Raw genomic sequence first — 14,102 nt, forward strand, 5'->3', positions numbered from 1 at the left:
ATTAGCCAGCACCAATTATAACCTTCATGGCATTCAACTGTAAATCAATAATTACCGGGGTATTGCTAAGCCTTACCATAACCGCAACACAAGCTCAAAGCACAGATAAATTTTTCCCCAAAAAAGATTTAATGACCATTGGCTCGTACTATTACCCCGAGCAGTGGCCACATGCCTATTGGGAACGCGATCTTAAAAAAATGGGCGAACTGGGTTTTGATTTTACCCATTACGGTGAGTTTGCCTGGGCATATATTGAACCCGAAGAAGGTAAGTTTGATTTTGCCTGGTTAGACGAAGCCGTTGAACTGGCCCACAAAAACGGCATCAAGGTAATTATGTGTACCTCCAGCCCTACCCCACCGGTTTGGCTGGCTCAAAAGCACCCCGAGATAATGATGGTGAACGAAAACGGCACCACCATGCAGCATGGATCGAGGCAGCAAATATCATGGTCGAGCCCGGTATACAGGGAATATGTGAGCAAGATGGTTGAAGCCATAGCCAAACACTACGCTAACGATAGGCGCATTTGGGGCTGGCAGTTAGATAACGAGCCATCGCACTACGGGCAGTATGATTATAGCCCGGCAGCGCAAAAAAGCTTTCAAACATGGTTAAAGAATAAGTATAAGGCTATCGATTCGCTCAACAAAACCTGGGGAACAGCCTTTTGGAGTATCCGGTATGGCAGCTTTGACCAGGTGCGTACACCCAATGCCAAAGAGCTCATTGCCCAGCCTAACCCGCATGCAGTACTCGATTTCAGGAGATTTAGTGCCGATGAAGTGACCGACTTTTTAGGTATGCAGTATAAAATACTACGCAAGCACATCCCGGCCAATCAGTGGATAACCACCAACCTGATGCCCGAGCATGCCCCGGTTGACCCAACCCGCATGACCAACCTCGATTTTGTGACCTATACCAAATACCTGGTTGCCGGCTACGATAAAGGCCTGGGCACACAGGGATTCAGGATGGGCTCGCCCACGAGTATTGCATTTGCCAATGACCTGTTCCGCAGTATAAACGGCACCACCGGTGTTATGGAACTGCAACCCGGGCAGGTAAACTGGGGTAAATTTAACCCGCAACCTATACCGGGCACCGTACGCATGTGGATATGGCATGCGTTTGCAGGCGGCAACAAGTTTGTATGTAACTATCGCTTTAAACAGCCTTTAACCGGCGGCGAGCAATACCATTACGGTATTATCAGCACCGACGGGGTTAACTTAAGCACCAGCGGTATCGAGTATACTAATGTTATCAAAGAACTCAACGGCATTAAAAAGTATTACGACCCGAACGCCAAAATACCTGCCGATTATGCCGCACGCCAGGCAGCCGTGTTATATAGCCCCGATAACCGCTGGGAACAAGATAACCAGCCGCAAACTTACCAATGGGACTACCTGCAACACCTCATCCGTTACTACGGCAGTCTTAAACAATTGAATGCACCTGTTGATGTAATAACCGAGGATAAAGATTTTTCGAAGTACCCCGTGCTTATTGCACCAGCTTACCAACTGCTGGATGCCAAACTGGTTGAACGCTGGAAGCAATATGCAGAAAAAGGGGGCAACCTGATTTTAACCAGTCGCACAGGACAAAAAGACCGCGATGGCAAGCTTTGGGAAATGAAATGGGCCGAGCCTATCCACAACCTCATAGGTGCAAAAATTCCGTTTTATGATTTGATGCCCGATACCGTTAAAGGCACCGTGCTCATGAACAACCAAACTTTTGCATGGAACAACTGGGCTGATATTGTTGAACCCAACTCCGATACACAAATTTGGGGCACTTACACCAACCAGTTTTACGCCGGCAAAGCAGCGGTTATATCGCGCAAGCTGGGCAAGGGCACCGTTACCTTTGTTGGGCCCGACAGTGACGATGGCTCTTTAGAAAAAGCGGTATTGCAACGCGTGTACCAGCAAGCTAACATCCCGGTTAAAAACCTGCCCGAAGGCGTGATACTTGAGTGGCGCGACGGCTTTTGGGTGGGTGTAAATTATTCGGACAAACCCTATAATGTGCAATTACCAGCCAAAGCACAGGTTTTAGTAGGCGACAAATCATTAAAAACTGCCGGGGTTATAGTTTGGAAGGAATAGTGCAATTTTGAAACGATTATTAGGTATTATGATAACTTTGCCACAAAAACCACTTAACTAATCAACTACTCACAAATCAACTCACAAATGAAATCTCTTGCCATATTCTGCGGTGCCAACTTTAACGGCGACCCTAAATTGACCGAAGCTGTTGACCTGCTGGCCGATGTAATGGTTAGCCGTAATATATCATTGGTATTTGGCGGAGGGCGTGTAGGCGTTATGGGTATGATAGCGGATGCCGTACTGCAAAAAGGCGGAAGCGCTATGGGTGTTATCCCTGAATTTTTAATGGCTAAAGAGGTTGGGCACACTGGTTTAACCGAATTACACGTGGTAGAAAACATGCATCAGCGTAAACAACTGATGGCTACCCTATGCGATGGTTTTATAATGTTGCCCGGTGGATTTGGTACGCTCGAAGAGTTTTTTGAGGTGTTAACCTGGCTGCAGTTAGGCCTGCATCAAAAACCCATAGGCATTTTAAATATCAACGGCTTTTACGATCTGTTACTACAACAAATGGATGTAATGGTTGAGCAGAAGTTTTTAAAACCCGCCAACCGTGAGTTGGTGCTAACATCAACTAATCCTATTGAACTGGTTGACCTCATGACCAACTTTAAGGCAACACCCGATGATGTGTGGTTTAAAGATCGTAACCTTACATAAAAAAATGAACGGCAGCTATTAAGTAGTTGCCGTTTGCTTTTTAAGCCACGCGGCTACATTGTATCGTTTGCACAAATAAATTATTGTCATGATGATCATAGCCGCTCCTGTATCTTTCCTTCATACTTACAACCCGTAAGTATGCCTGTGTACGTAATTCTTTCGCCGGTTGTTTTAGTATTTAAGTTAAACGACTATTATAATCACTTTCTCATAAAAGATTGATACCTAATTGACGGTACGGCGTTGGCGTTCTGGCTTTAAAAGCTTAATTTTGTGAATTAATTATTACGCTGATGTCTCAAGATACCGAACACGTTAAATGTCTTATCATTGGCTCGGGCCCTGCCGGTTATACCGCCGCAATTTATGCAGCCCGTGCCGATTTAAAACCCGTTTTATACACTGGCATGTTAGCCGGCGGCCAGTTAACCCAAACTACCGACGTAGAAAACTTTCCGGGTTATCCTAACGGCATTATGGGCCCTGAAATGATGGAAGATTTCCGCAAACAGGCCGAACGTTTTGGTACAGACATCCGCTTTGGATACGTTAGCTCGGTTGACTTTTCGAGGCATCCGCATAAAGTGGTGGTTGATGAAGTGAAAACCATCACTGCCGATACCGTGATCATTTCAACCGGCGCATCGGCCAAATGGTTAGGTTTGGAATCTGAGCAGAAATTTAATGGCTTTGGTGTATCAGCCTGTGCTGTGTGTGATGGTTTCTTCTTCCGCGGACAAGACATTGCCATTGTTGGTGCCGGTGATACCGCTGCCGAAGAAGCTACTTACCTGGCTAAACTTTGCCGCAAAGTATACATGCTGGTTCGCCGCGATGAGTTCCGTGCCTCTAAAGCCATGGTTACCCGCGTGCAAAACACACCTAACATCGAGATATTATACAATACCGAAACCAAAGAAATTTTGGGCGACCAAACCGGTGTTAACGGCGTAGCCATAGTTAATAACCAAACCGGCGAAGAAAAAACACTGGATGTAACAGGTTTCTTTGTAGCCATTGGTCATCACCCTAATACCGATATTTTTAAAGGTGTTATTGATATGGACGAAACCGGCTACATATTAACCAAACCAGGCACAACCCAAACTAACATTGAAGGCGTATTTTGCTGTGGCGATGCGCAAGACAATGTTTACCGCCAGGCTGTTACTGCTGCCGGCACAGGTTGTATGGCCGCTTTGGATGCCGAACGTTATTTAGCAGCTAAAGAAGCCGAGGCGTTGGTGTAAATCTCCCCTAACTAAACTCCCCGAGAGGAGATTAAGATATAAAGCAGAAAGCCATTCTTCAAAAAAGAGTGGCTTTCTGTTTATTCCCACTTTTGTTTTACGTTTTTGTTCCAAAGGGCAACAGCATATTGTTTAATTACGGGCTTTACTTTTTGAAAAGCCTGATCCATGTTGTAGGTGCCGCCCTCATAATTTTTGGCAGATACTTCTACTTTGGTGGTGCCGCGCATGGCATGTTTTTTATTTCCTTGGTACATAATGAGTTTCATAGTGTCGGGACTAACGTCGCCACGGCAGGCAGTTTGGTATAACATCCATATCTCGGCAATACCATTATTATCCAGATCGGTTACGGTGAAGCTGCCGGGCACAAAATTAGCTTTAACATCAACCGGGCAATCATCAACAAAATCTTTTACCTGCCATACTGCTGTTGTTAACTTACCATTAACTTTATAACAATAAGCATAAAGGGCAGCTTTCCTCATGTCTTCCTCTTTCCCCGCAGTAATGCCGGTTTCTGTGGTAAAGGTGATGTAAGTGCCACTGGCATCGCTCAATTGCAGTGCCTTAACAACCTTGCCGATATACTTAGCAGTGGCCGGTATTTGATTTGGTAGTAGTGGTTTAGTAGTGACCTGTGCTTTTAAGCACATTATTGAACCTGTAAATGCTAATAAAACTGATAAGAGTTTTTTCATGATATGGTGTTGTTTACCAATAACAAACCGTTGCGAAAAATGTCGGCTAGTCGGGTAATTTTATTTTTACATGGTAATTTTATGGCTAAACATTAAAATCTTTTAACTTCACCATTCGTTATTGTTTAAACTGATTAAATCCTGATATGCTATCAAAAAAACGTTTACTCATCTGTTTAACCGCTTTATTAACCACCGGCTATGCAAATGCACAAACACCCAATATCGATCCTAATATGGGTATTATCCCGGCTCCTGTAAGTGTGCTAAAACAGGTTGGCACCTTTATACTAAGTCAGGAAACCTCTATTCAGGCAGATTCTGTTAACAATAAAGCAGTACAGTTTTTAAGCAGCTACCTGCAAAACAAGTTTGCCTTAAAAAATAAACTGCAGGCCTACAAAGGTATTTCAGTTAGCAATGCCATTGTGCTTACCTCAACAGGTACTGAAAACTTACCTGCCGAAGGCTACCGCTTAACCATCGAACCACAGCGCATAACGGTTGCCGGTAAGGGTGCAGGCTTGTTTTACGGCGTACAAAGCTTAATTCAGTTGTTGCCTATAGAGCGTGCCGCTACCGCTAAAATACCATGTGCCCGTATTGAAGATTATCCGCGCTTTGGTTACCGGGGTATGCACCTTGATGTTTGCCGCCACTTTTTTACCGTAGAATTTGTTAAACGCTACCTTGATTTGATGGCCGCGTATAAACTCAATACTTTTCACTGGCATTTAACCGACGATCAGGGCTGGCGCATCGAGATCAAAAAATATCCACGTTTAACATCGGTAGGTAGTCAGCGTGCGCAAACCCTTATTGGTAACTACCACGACCGTATGCCACAACAATTTGACGGCATGCCTTACGGCGGTTTTTACACGCAAGACCAAATACGCGACGTGGTGGCCTATGCCCAAAGCAAATACATCACCGTAGTACCCGAAATTGAAATGCCAGGCCACGCCATGGCGGCTTTGGCAGCTTACCCCGAGTTGAGCTGCGATACTAAGCTTGACTATAAAGTTGCCGAAACCTGGGGTGTTTTTAATAACATATTTTGCCCTACCGAAAAAACATTCGGCTTTTTGCAGGATGTGTTAACCGAGGTGATCGACCTGTTCCCGAGCAAATACATTCACATTGGTGGCGACGAAGCCCCTAAGGTAGTTTGGAAATCATCGGCAGAGGCACAGGCCATCATTAAAAGACTGAAACTAAAAGATGAGCATGGTTTACAAAGTTATTTCATTCAGCGTATGGAAAAGTTTGTGAACAGCAAAGGTCGCAGTATTATTGGTTGGGATGAGATATTGGAAGGCGGTTTGGCACCTAATGCTACCGTTATGAGCTGGCGAGGCGAGGCCGGTGGTATTGCCGCAGCTAAACAAAACCATAATGTAATTATGACGCCAAGCAGTGCCGGTTATTACTTCGACCATTCACAAGCTCGTTCAGATCTGGAACCTTTGGGCATAGGCGGTTTTGCACCATTGGCAAAAACGTATGCCTATAACCCGCAATCGTCGGCAATTCCGGCAGCACAACAAAAATATGTATTGGGCGTACAGGCCAACCTTTGGACAGAATACATCACTACCGAAAATAAGGTAGAGTATATGATCATGCCACGCATGATGGCACTCTCTGAAGTAGCATGGACCCCGTTAGCCAACAAAAACTATACTGATTTTGCCGAAACCCGTATTCCTAAACACTTAGCCTGGGCCGATGCCAATAAATTTAATTACCGGGTACCAACTGCTATAGGGGCTAAAGACACGGCTTATAATGCCCAGCAGTTAACAGTTGATTTAAAAGTGCCCGTAAATGGTGCTAAAATATATTACAGCATTGATGGTTATGATCCTAACGAAACCAATGATATTTACACCCACCCCTTTACGCTCAATATTCCATCCGACCAATACCGGGAGCTTAAAACTATCGTTATAACTCCAACAGGAAAGCGTAGTTTAATTACCCGGACCGTAGTAACCAATCATACACCAATGCCGGCGGTGAGCTTTAGTGGTACTACACCCGGCGTAAAATATGAACTGGTTGCCGGTTCGTTTACCGAAACAGGTCAGTTAGATGGTGCGCGGGTGTTAGATACCGGTATCACCAAAACCTTCAATACGGCAGCCTTTAAAAAAGCTAACCGTACATTTGGCGTTACTTACACTGGTTATTTTAATGTAGACGCCGATGGCAAATACATTTTTTCGACACAGAGCGATGATGGTTCGGTGATATATATTGACGACACCATGGTGGTTGATAATGACGGCAAACACAGTCTTTATGAGCAACCGGGCGAGGTGTTGCTGCAAAAAGGTATGCATAAGTTTACCCTCAAATATTTTGAGGCGGGTGCATTTAGTACGTTACGTGTGTACTTAACCATGCCGGGCAAGCCTAAAGGCGAATTTTCGGCAGCAAACATGGTGAACTAAAGATAGAACCAAGAGTCAAGAACCATGAATTAAGACTTCTTAGCATACTTTTTTTTAAAAACTAAGAGATATAAATTATTGAACTGATTATGAATATTAAGCATTGCTTATACCTATTGGGCTTTGCGGCAATTACGGCCGGATGTGGTTCTGCATCGGATGATAAAACTGCAGGTGCTGCTGCGCCGGTAGCTACTGCAGCGCCAAAGTTACTGGCTCCTTTCAGGTACCATAAAACTGTTGAGGTTGCCCCCGGCTTATATTATGATGTATTGGGCTGGGGCCGAGGAACGGACAGCGTTGGTGCTTATCAGATATTACGCTCCGATTCGGCAGCTGCGAAGTATACTACAACCACCGGCGATTATGATGGCCGTATTATGGATGTGCTGAACTCGGACATGGATACCGATGGTAATCCCGAAATATTTATTCATACCCAGGCTGTGGATAGCTCGCATTATGCCGAGGTATTTGCTTATGAATTTAACAACGACCGCGCCCGCAAATTGGACTTTCCACGCCTTACCCGCTCGCAGCGCAAAGGGTACCAGGGTAACGATAACTTTTTCATCAAAGACGGTAATCTCATGCGCGAGTTTGATGTGTACAATGAAGAAGATTCACTGGTCAAAAAACCTATCCAAAAACGATTGATCGAATATAACCTACGGGGCAACAGCTTATCATCAAACCAGATCAGTAAAGATTCGACCGTTAATAGCCAATCAGGTAGCACCTCTGCTCCTGTAGCCGATAAGCCAAGGGAAGAGAAACGCACATCTTCCTCTAATAGGTCATCAAGCCGTAAATCGTCATCTACCAAAAAGAAAAGCTCATCTAAAAAGGAAACGAAAAAAAGAAGAAGGCATAGATAATACATTGCGCTACGCCTCCTGCCAATCAAATATTATTTAATAGACACATTTTATGTGTCTATTTTTATTTTCTTCCGGCTTCTATTAGTCTGATTTTGCGATAGCTCAACCACAAAGGGATAAACGCAAATACGCCGAAAGAACTATCTATAAACCGCCAAAACAATGGAATATGCCTCACCGGGCCGGCAATAAAAGCCAGCGGGAAGATGAGCACGCAGGCGATCATCCCAAACTGTATAACCCATACATTTTTAACCGGGTCCATCAACGGCCCAATAAACAGTATGGCCAGCATAATATGGGCAAAGGCAAGCCAATCGGTGCCATAACTCAGGTATGGGTAACGCACATTGGTATGATGAATAGCCTGGTAAATGGTATTGAGCCAGTTTTGCATTGCAACCGGAAAAACTGATGCGTGTTGACAGAGCCACTGCAATTCGGTTTCGAGCGGAAAGGCTGTGATTCCGCTTAATGCCAATCCTGTAATAACAATCCACATATATACCTTAATGCGATTGCGTAAATACTGATGTTGTTGGAAAGTATTCATGATGAAAGGTTTAATTAAAACATTTTTGAGGTTAAACCACTTTAATAGCAACTAATCAAAAAATCTATGCTTTGCTTAAAATTTAAAATATCAGCCCTAGTCATTTTAATATTTGGTTTAGTTAGCGGCATTGCCCACGCCCAATCACAGTCGACATTAAATGCAAATGCCAGCAAGCAATATCAAGCGGCTGATAAAGAACTCAATTCGGTTTACCAGCAAATCATAAAAGAGTATTCATCAAAACCGGTATTTATCCGCAATCTGAAAGCTGCCCAACGCGCCTGGATCAAGCTGCGTACGGCCGACCTTGCGGCGCGTTTTCCTTCAAGCGGCGGGGGTTCGGCAACACCTATGTGCAAATCCATGTATCTTGAAAACATTACCCGCGAAAGAACTAAATACCTCAGAGCCTGGGTTACCGGCATACCCGAAGGAGATCTTTGCAGCGGGTCGATTAAGATTGGACAGCCATAACGGCTGTATTGCTTTCGGCCAGCAGCTTAATGGTTTGATTGCGTTGCGCTAAAAGCAGTTGCAGGTGTTTAGTAACAATTAGTTTATCGGCTATTTTGCCCAGCCACCCTAATGGAGATTTGTATACAAACTCATCTTCCATAAGCGTACCGTTGGGCTGCGGCCAAAACGCATGATAATGCCGCATTCTCGTAAAAGGCCCCTTAACCATTTCATCTACAAAAAATGATGGGCTTTGCATTTCGGTTATTTGTACAGTCATTTTAAAAGTAAAACCAAAATGACGGGCTTTCCAGGTAACGGTATCGTGCAGACCAATTTGTCCGGTGGTTATTCCGGCAACAGCCTGTTCATTAAACTGCTGCATACTTTGCTGATGTAGATCAATATTGCGTGATAGATTGAAGCAGTCTTCAACCGATGCATTGATGTGGGTTTGTAGTTTGATAACAGGCATTTTATTCCCTTTCTGTAATTTAAATAGTGTTTTTTGGCAAAGCAATTCCAAGCTATGTATTTCGATAGCTTTTTGAACAAGATTTTTTTTGATTTTACAACGTTGGCTGAGGAAAACTACGCGAAAAGTAACTGTAATAAGCGCATACAAAAGCTCCAATCATTATCGAAACATCGGCCATGTTGAATACACCCGTTTGAAATATGCCAAAGTTCATATGCATAAAATCAGTTACCGAACCATGCAAAACCCGATCGTACAAATTACCTATACCTCCGCCAACAATAAAGCATACACCTACCAATAGCAGCTTGCTCTTTTTTGCATACTTTATAACAAATACGATAGCAGCCAGCATGGTCAATAATGGAAATATATTAAGTAAAATCATTTTGGCAATATGAGGCAGTTCGTTACCTAAACTTAAAAAAGCACCGGTATTTTCTACTTTGGTAAGTGTGAAAAAACCATCAATTAAAGAAATTTGCTCATTGTATTGAACATTATGCCGTACAACGTTTTTTGAAACCTGATCGCAACCTATGTTTATAAAAATGATGGCGGCAATAATTGCACTTCTAATTAATTTTACCTTATGCATGATATGCTTATATTGATTTCATTATAAACTAAAATTTGATTACGTTATTATAACTCATTCTTATTCAACCCTCTCTTTAATTACCTGCAATATGTTATTCTGTATATCTTTCATAATCCACCCGGCCCACCATGAGGCATAAAAGTTAAAGGTAGTTGTGAGTTTAAAATGGCTGTATAAATGCAGGCGATAGGTGTTAGCGTTTAGTTTTTGTAACTCGTAAGTACCGTCAACTACATCAAAATAGTTGCCGCCAATAACCACGTGCTCATCCATTGCGGTAGAAGGGATTTCGTGCGGATTGGCTTTTATGGTGAAGCGCATGCGGCGTTCATCTTCATAATCGGTCACCTGCTCGTGGAATACCAGGCCCTTATCAAATATGGCTTTGCGGTATCCCCCTACCCCGTTATAATTCAGTTCGGCACGTATTGGGCGGGGGAAACCTAATGTACGGGTAAGCCAGCCTTTATCCTGCGGCTTTTCGATGGCACGAACCCGGGTAACATTTTGCCATATCTTAGCTTTATCTGCATGTAAATCAATATAGGTGTAGGCTTCATACTCATTGTTCTTGCTGCCGATCCATTGCTCTATGGGCGACAAAATAAGTGGCAGTAATACCAATATCGAAACATAGGTGCGCTCCTTATTATACCGCTTTAATTTGTAATGCCCGGCCAGCATACCACCTGCCGTGGCCGCAGCTAAAAACATTGGTAAGATCATTAACCAACACGCCCAGCCTTCTATCGAAAAAAGAAGCGTTAAAAACAGGAAACCAAATATGGGCAGCCATGGCATAAATATGCGGTAAGACAAAATCTTAACATTTTCGATGCTTGAAAAAAAGACGGTAAGTGCACCCATACCAAACGGCACCAGGAAAATGAAGCTTACCGACATGATTTTGAACACAGAATCCCAGTCGCGTACATCAAACACGAAGTACATTACAAACGCAAACAGCAGCGGTAGGCCTACAACCTTAAAAAGCTTATTTAAATTCATGATAAGTGGTTTTAATTACATTTATAGACGAATACTCAAAATATCGTGCACGGCATGATCAATACAGTTAAACCTGAACTGATAACCTGCATCGAGCAAACGTTTAGGTGCTACCCATCGGCTTTTCAAAATAAGCTCGGTTTCGGTACCGATGATGAGCGCGCCAATCTCCAGCAACCATTGTGGAGCAGGTAAACCAAAAGGCATACCGTAAGCTTTGCGGATGGTTTGCATCAAATCGGCATTTTGGACTGCTTCGGGAGCAGTGCAGTTTACTACGCCGTCGAGTTCATTATGGTCGTATACAAAACGGGTTATGTTGGCTACATCATTTTCATGTACCCAGGCTACGTATTGTTTGCCATCGCCTTGCTTACCACCCAAACCAGCCTTTACCAAATTAAGCAGGCGCGGAAATACGGCCCCTGCCCGGCCTAAAACAATACCCATGCGTAGAGCCACTTTACGTGTTGATGGGGTATCGGCCTCAAAAAACACTTGTTCCCATTGCTTACATACATCAATAGAAAAGCCATAACCAATCTGGCCGGTCGCTTCGTCTTGCGCGTGGTCTTCGGCATGGCGATAGATGGTGGCTGAGGTTACGTTAATCCATAGTTTAGGTGGATTTACGAGCTGCCTGATAACCTTACCTAACAACGCAGTAGGTACTAATCTTGAGCTAACAATTTCGGCTTTATTTGCTTCCGTGTAACGGCAATTTACATTTTTGCCACAGAGGTTAATCAGCATATCGGTATTGTTCAGGGCTTCGGTCCAGTGGCCTTCGGTTTGCCCGTCCCAAACCAATGTTGTAATGTTGTGAATAGCTGGTGCAGGTTTGCGGCTCAGGATGATTACCTCATCGGCTAAATCTTTATAGAAACCGGCCAGCACACCACCCAGGTAGCCATTGCCTCCGGCTAATACTATTTTGTGATACGTTTTCATAAGCTTAATTCGTTAAATAAATGAGTATTAAAACTAAGAGGCGGTAAACCATCCACATAACGGTAAGCAACCAACCCAGCCCCAATAACTTTGTGCGACGGATATGCTCTAAGAACATTAAACCGGCTACCCCCATAAAACAAAGCGTATACATTAGTGCTGATAAGGGCATCAACAAAGCTAATCCTAAAACTGGTAGTAATAATAAAGATCCGGCTAAAGAGATTGTCATCATATTACCCAGGTATTCCCAAAGCTTCGCCGGTTTAAACAGGCTAATAATCACACCTTGAAAAAATATTTGACCACCACAAATTAAATACTCGCGGTAAGCGCCGCCAACAGGTACTAGCGGAGCTAACCTAATTGCGTATTGGGTTAGTATAAGCGCTACAACTAACCAGCTAAAAATAAGATAGGCCAGGCGATAAATTAACCTAAAGGTTGGTTGAATGCGACCTGCTTCGGTATGGGTTGCCGGGATAATTACCCGGCGGTTGTAAGATATAAAAGCGTAAACTTTGCGCATAAACCACACAAACGGACCGAAACCAAACAGTGGTTTAAATACCGGCCATGCATTACCAAGCACTTTAAACAGGCTGTCAACACCATATAATACCTCGCCGGTTTGGGTGTTAACCAGTGCAATTTCGTTAACTGCTCTGCGGCGATCAACCACCGGGCAGGCCACCTCAGGCATATCCTGGTAACTGGCTCGGCCAGCGGTATCAAGCATGCCGGTTTGGGTAAATGCTTTGGTATAAGCTTTACACATGGGGCATTCGGCATCATAAAGTATAATGTGGTTTTGCAGGGTTTTCATGGCTTATTAATCATTTATATAAAATATACTATATTTTCAGTAATTTTTGAAATATAAACTCAAAAAATAAAGACCTATTTAAAGATCTTAAAAATTGAGCCCCAAAACCAGCTTTCTTCGGCCTTGAGCATGGTTTCGAGAGTTTTGTTAACATTGCCCGCCAGTTTATTTATGCTGGTTATGGATGTTTTAAAGGTTTTATATTCCGGGTCTTTGTCGTCGCCTTTTACGGTCGATAACTCATTCAATATTTTAATAACCGGATCAAGCTCGCGTTTTTTGCGCTCTTGTGCAACTTGCCGGGCAATAGCCCAGGTATCTTTTTCGGCAAAGAAATACTCTTTGCGCTCCCCTGCTTTGTGTTGTTTTTCGATGAGGCCCCAGCTTATCAAATCACGCAGGGTCATGTTGGCATTGCCACGCGATATGCTCAACGCTTCCATAATTTCTTCGGTGGTCATGGCCACAGGTGAGATTAGCAGCAGCGCATGCACCTGTGCCATGGTACGGTTTATCCCCCACTCTGATCCCAACTTCCCCCACGCTTCGATAAACTTTTGTTTGCCTTCTGCTAATTCCATACACCAAAGGTATAATTACTTTTTAAACTTTCAAAACTTATTGAAAGTTTTCTTTTATAAAATACATCTAAATAGGAAAGGTATTCTATTCAAGTACCGAAACAGTATTTAGGTTGCTTAAATGGAATACCTACATGTTGGCTGCACATCATTTAGTGCGCAGAAATTTAAGAATAATAACTTAGCTTGCTGTAGCAACAGCAACTTCTTCATTTGCTGCGGGTGTAGCAAATGCCGACTTGTCTATCTTCAATTCCTGGGCTAATTTTTTAGCCAGTTGCTTTGCGCCTTTCTGAATTTGCTTTTCGAGTTTTTTTGATGATTGGCTGAGCTTGGCAGTTACTTCCTGCAAGCCGCTAATTAAGGTAGCTTCTATATCTTTTTTTGCAGCCTTACGAGCCGATTTTACTAATGATTTGGTGGTTTCTTTTTTCATAAGATATTGGAACTTCTGATATACCCCAAAGATATGTTACGCAATAATTAATTCAATGTTATTATTACGTTAACAAAACACTTAAAATTTACAACTCATACTACAAGTGTTAACATA

At 43.2% G+C, this 14,102-nt stretch carries 15 protein-coding genes; 6 read left to right on the forward strand and 9 right to left on the reverse strand.

Going from position 1 to position 14,102, the window contains the following annotated elements:
• Nucleotides 1-26 precede the first annotated feature (26 nt).
• From QE417_RS08230 to trxB, 3 genes are all read left to right on the forward strand, one after another.
• A complete protein-coding gene (locus QE417_RS08230) occupies nucleotides 27-2,126 on the forward strand; it encodes a beta-galactosidase (protein WP_311949193.1) in 2,100 nt (699 codons plus the stop codon).
• Between the two features lie 87 nt (nucleotides 2,127-2,213).
• A complete protein-coding gene (locus QE417_RS08235) occupies nucleotides 2,214-2,798 on the forward strand; it encodes an LOG family protein (protein WP_311949194.1) in 585 nt (194 codons plus the stop codon).
• A 296-nt stretch (nucleotides 2,799-3,094) separates the two neighbouring features.
• A complete protein-coding gene (gene trxB, locus QE417_RS08240; protein ID WP_311949196.1) occupies nucleotides 3,095-4,051 on the forward strand; it encodes a thioredoxin-disulfide reductase in 957 nt (318 codons plus the stop codon).
• 80 nt (nucleotides 4,052-4,131) lie between these two features.
• On the opposite strand, the gene QE417_RS08245 is transcribed toward trxB, so the two are convergent.
• On the reverse strand, nucleotides 4,132-4,752 hold the full coding sequence (locus QE417_RS08245) for a M949_RS01915 family surface polysaccharide biosynthesis protein (RefSeq protein WP_311949198.1): 621 nt from the start codon (nucleotides 4,750-4,752) through the stop codon (nucleotides 4,132-4,134).
• 146 nt (nucleotides 4,753-4,898) lie between these two features.
• On the opposite strand from QE417_RS08245, the gene QE417_RS08250 reads away from it, so the two are divergent.
• Nucleotides 4,899-7,211, forward strand: coding sequence for a family 20 glycosylhydrolase (locus tag QE417_RS08250; RefSeq protein ID WP_311949200.1), 2,313 nt, complete (start codon nucleotides 4,899-4,901; stop codon nucleotides 7,209-7,211).
• Nucleotides 7,212-7,300: 89 nt separating this feature from the next.
• Nucleotides 7,301-8,089: a hypothetical protein gene (locus QE417_RS08255; RefSeq protein ID WP_311949202.1), complete on the forward strand. Its 789-nt coding sequence runs from the start codon at nucleotides 7,301-7,303 to the stop codon at nucleotides 8,087-8,089.
• Nucleotides 8,090-8,153: 64 nt separating this feature from the next.
• Here the strand turns inward: QE417_RS08255 and QE417_RS08260 are convergent, their stop codons facing one another.
• Complete coding sequence (locus QE417_RS08260; RefSeq protein ID WP_311949204.1) at nucleotides 8,154-8,645, reverse strand: hypothetical protein; 492 nt, start codon at nucleotides 8,643-8,645, stop codon at nucleotides 8,154-8,156.
• Between the two features lie 66 nt (nucleotides 8,646-8,711).
• Here QE417_RS08260 and QE417_RS08265 point away from each other — a divergent pair, with 66 nt between their 5' ends.
• Nucleotides 8,712-9,122, forward strand: a complete 411-nt coding sequence (locus QE417_RS08265; RefSeq protein WP_311949206.1) for a lysozyme inhibitor LprI family protein — start codon at nucleotides 8,712-8,714, stop codon at nucleotides 9,120-9,122.
• On the opposite strand, the gene QE417_RS08270 is transcribed toward QE417_RS08265, so the two are convergent.
• From QE417_RS08270 to QE417_RS08300, 7 genes are all read right to left on the reverse strand, one after another.
• A complete protein-coding gene (locus QE417_RS08270) occupies nucleotides 9,103-9,579 on the reverse strand; it encodes an SRPBCC family protein (RefSeq protein ID WP_311949208.1) in 477 nt (158 codons plus the stop codon). The genes QE417_RS08265 and QE417_RS08270 overlap by 20 nt on opposite strands.
• A gap of 94 nt (nucleotides 9,580-9,673) precedes the next feature.
• Nucleotides 9,674-10,180 carry a signal peptidase II gene (gene lspA, locus QE417_RS08275; protein ID WP_311949210.1) on the reverse strand — a complete coding sequence of 169 codons (507 nt, stop codon included), beginning with the start codon at nucleotides 10,178-10,180 and terminating at the stop codon, nucleotides 9,674-9,676.
• A 60-nt stretch (nucleotides 10,181-10,240) separates the two neighbouring features.
• A complete protein-coding gene (locus QE417_RS08280; protein WP_311949212.1) occupies nucleotides 10,241-11,191 on the reverse strand; it encodes a hypothetical protein in 951 nt (316 codons plus the stop codon).
• Between the two features lie 21 nt (nucleotides 11,192-11,212).
• Entirely contained in the window at nucleotides 11,213-12,142 is a 930-nt protein-coding gene (locus QE417_RS08285) for a TIGR01777 family oxidoreductase (RefSeq protein WP_311949214.1), read from the reverse strand.
• 4 nt (nucleotides 12,143-12,146) lie between these two features.
• Nucleotides 12,147-12,968: a DCC1-like thiol-disulfide oxidoreductase family protein gene (locus tag QE417_RS08290; RefSeq protein WP_311949216.1), complete on the reverse strand. Its 822-nt coding sequence runs from the start codon at nucleotides 12,966-12,968 to the stop codon at nucleotides 12,147-12,149.
• A 74-nt stretch (nucleotides 12,969-13,042) separates the two neighbouring features.
• A complete protein-coding gene (locus QE417_RS08295) occupies nucleotides 13,043-13,549 on the reverse strand; it encodes a GbsR/MarR family transcriptional regulator (protein ID WP_311949218.1) in 507 nt (168 codons plus the stop codon).
• Between the two features lie 181 nt (nucleotides 13,550-13,730).
• Nucleotides 13,731-13,985: a hypothetical protein gene (locus tag QE417_RS08300; RefSeq protein ID WP_311949220.1), complete on the reverse strand. Its 255-nt coding sequence runs from the start codon at nucleotides 13,983-13,985 to the stop codon at nucleotides 13,731-13,733.
• Between the last annotated feature and the right edge of the window lie 117 nt (nucleotides 13,986-14,102).

Origin of the sequence: Mucilaginibacter terrae, assembly GCF_031951985.1 — a bacterium.
Lineage (GTDB): Bacteria > Bacteroidota > Bacteroidia > Sphingobacteriales > Sphingobacteriaceae > Mucilaginibacter > Mucilaginibacter terrae_A.

What these genes read in the sequence shown, in the direction of transcription:
- QE417_RS08230 (WP_311949193.1), top strand. Translation starts at nt 27, where the DNA reads ATGGCATTCAACTGTAAATCAATAATTACCGGGGTATTGCTAAGCCTT.
- QE417_RS08235 (WP_311949194.1), top strand. Translation starts at nt 2,214, where the DNA reads ATGAAATCTCTTGCCATATTCTGCGGTGCCAACTTTAACGGCGACCCT.
- trxB (WP_311949196.1), top strand. Translation starts at nt 3,095, where the DNA reads ATGTCTCAAGATACCGAACACGTTAAATGTCTTATCATTGGCTCGGGC.
- QE417_RS08245 (WP_311949198.1), bottom strand. Translation starts at nt 4,752, where the DNA reads ATGAAAAAACTCTTATCAGTTTTATTAGCATTTACAGGTTCAATAATG.
- QE417_RS08250 (WP_311949200.1), top strand. Translation starts at nt 4,899, where the DNA reads ATGCTATCAAAAAAACGTTTACTCATCTGTTTAACCGCTTTATTAACC.
- QE417_RS08255 (WP_311949202.1), top strand. Translation starts at nt 7,301, where the DNA reads ATGAATATTAAGCATTGCTTATACCTATTGGGCTTTGCGGCAATTACG.
- QE417_RS08260 (WP_311949204.1), bottom strand. Translation starts at nt 8,645, where the DNA reads ATGAATACTTTCCAACAACATCAGTATTTACGCAATCGCATTAAGGTA.
- QE417_RS08265 (WP_311949206.1), top strand. Translation starts at nt 8,712, where the DNA reads ATGCTTTGCTTAAAATTTAAAATATCAGCCCTAGTCATTTTAATATTT.
- QE417_RS08270 (WP_311949208.1), bottom strand. Translation starts at nt 9,579, where the DNA reads ATGCCTGTTATCAAACTACAAACCCACATCAATGCATCGGTTGAAGAC.
- lspA (WP_311949210.1), bottom strand. Translation starts at nt 10,180, where the DNA reads ATGCATAAGGTAAAATTAATTAGAAGTGCAATTATTGCCGCCATCATT.
- QE417_RS08280 (WP_311949212.1), bottom strand. Translation starts at nt 11,191, where the DNA reads ATGAATTTAAATAAGCTTTTTAAGGTTGTAGGCCTACCGCTGCTGTTT.
- QE417_RS08285 (WP_311949214.1), bottom strand. Translation starts at nt 12,142, where the DNA reads ATGAAAACGTATCACAAAATAGTATTAGCCGGAGGCAATGGCTACCTG.
- QE417_RS08290 (WP_311949216.1), bottom strand. Translation starts at nt 12,968, where the DNA reads ATGAAAACCCTGCAAAACCACATTATACTTTATGATGCCGAATGCCCC.
- QE417_RS08295 (WP_311949218.1), bottom strand. Translation starts at nt 13,549, where the DNA reads ATGGAATTAGCAGAAGGCAAACAAAAGTTTATCGAAGCGTGGGGGAAG.
- QE417_RS08300 (WP_311949220.1), bottom strand. Translation starts at nt 13,985, where the DNA reads ATGAAAAAAGAAACCACCAAATCATTAGTAAAATCGGCTCGTAAGGCT.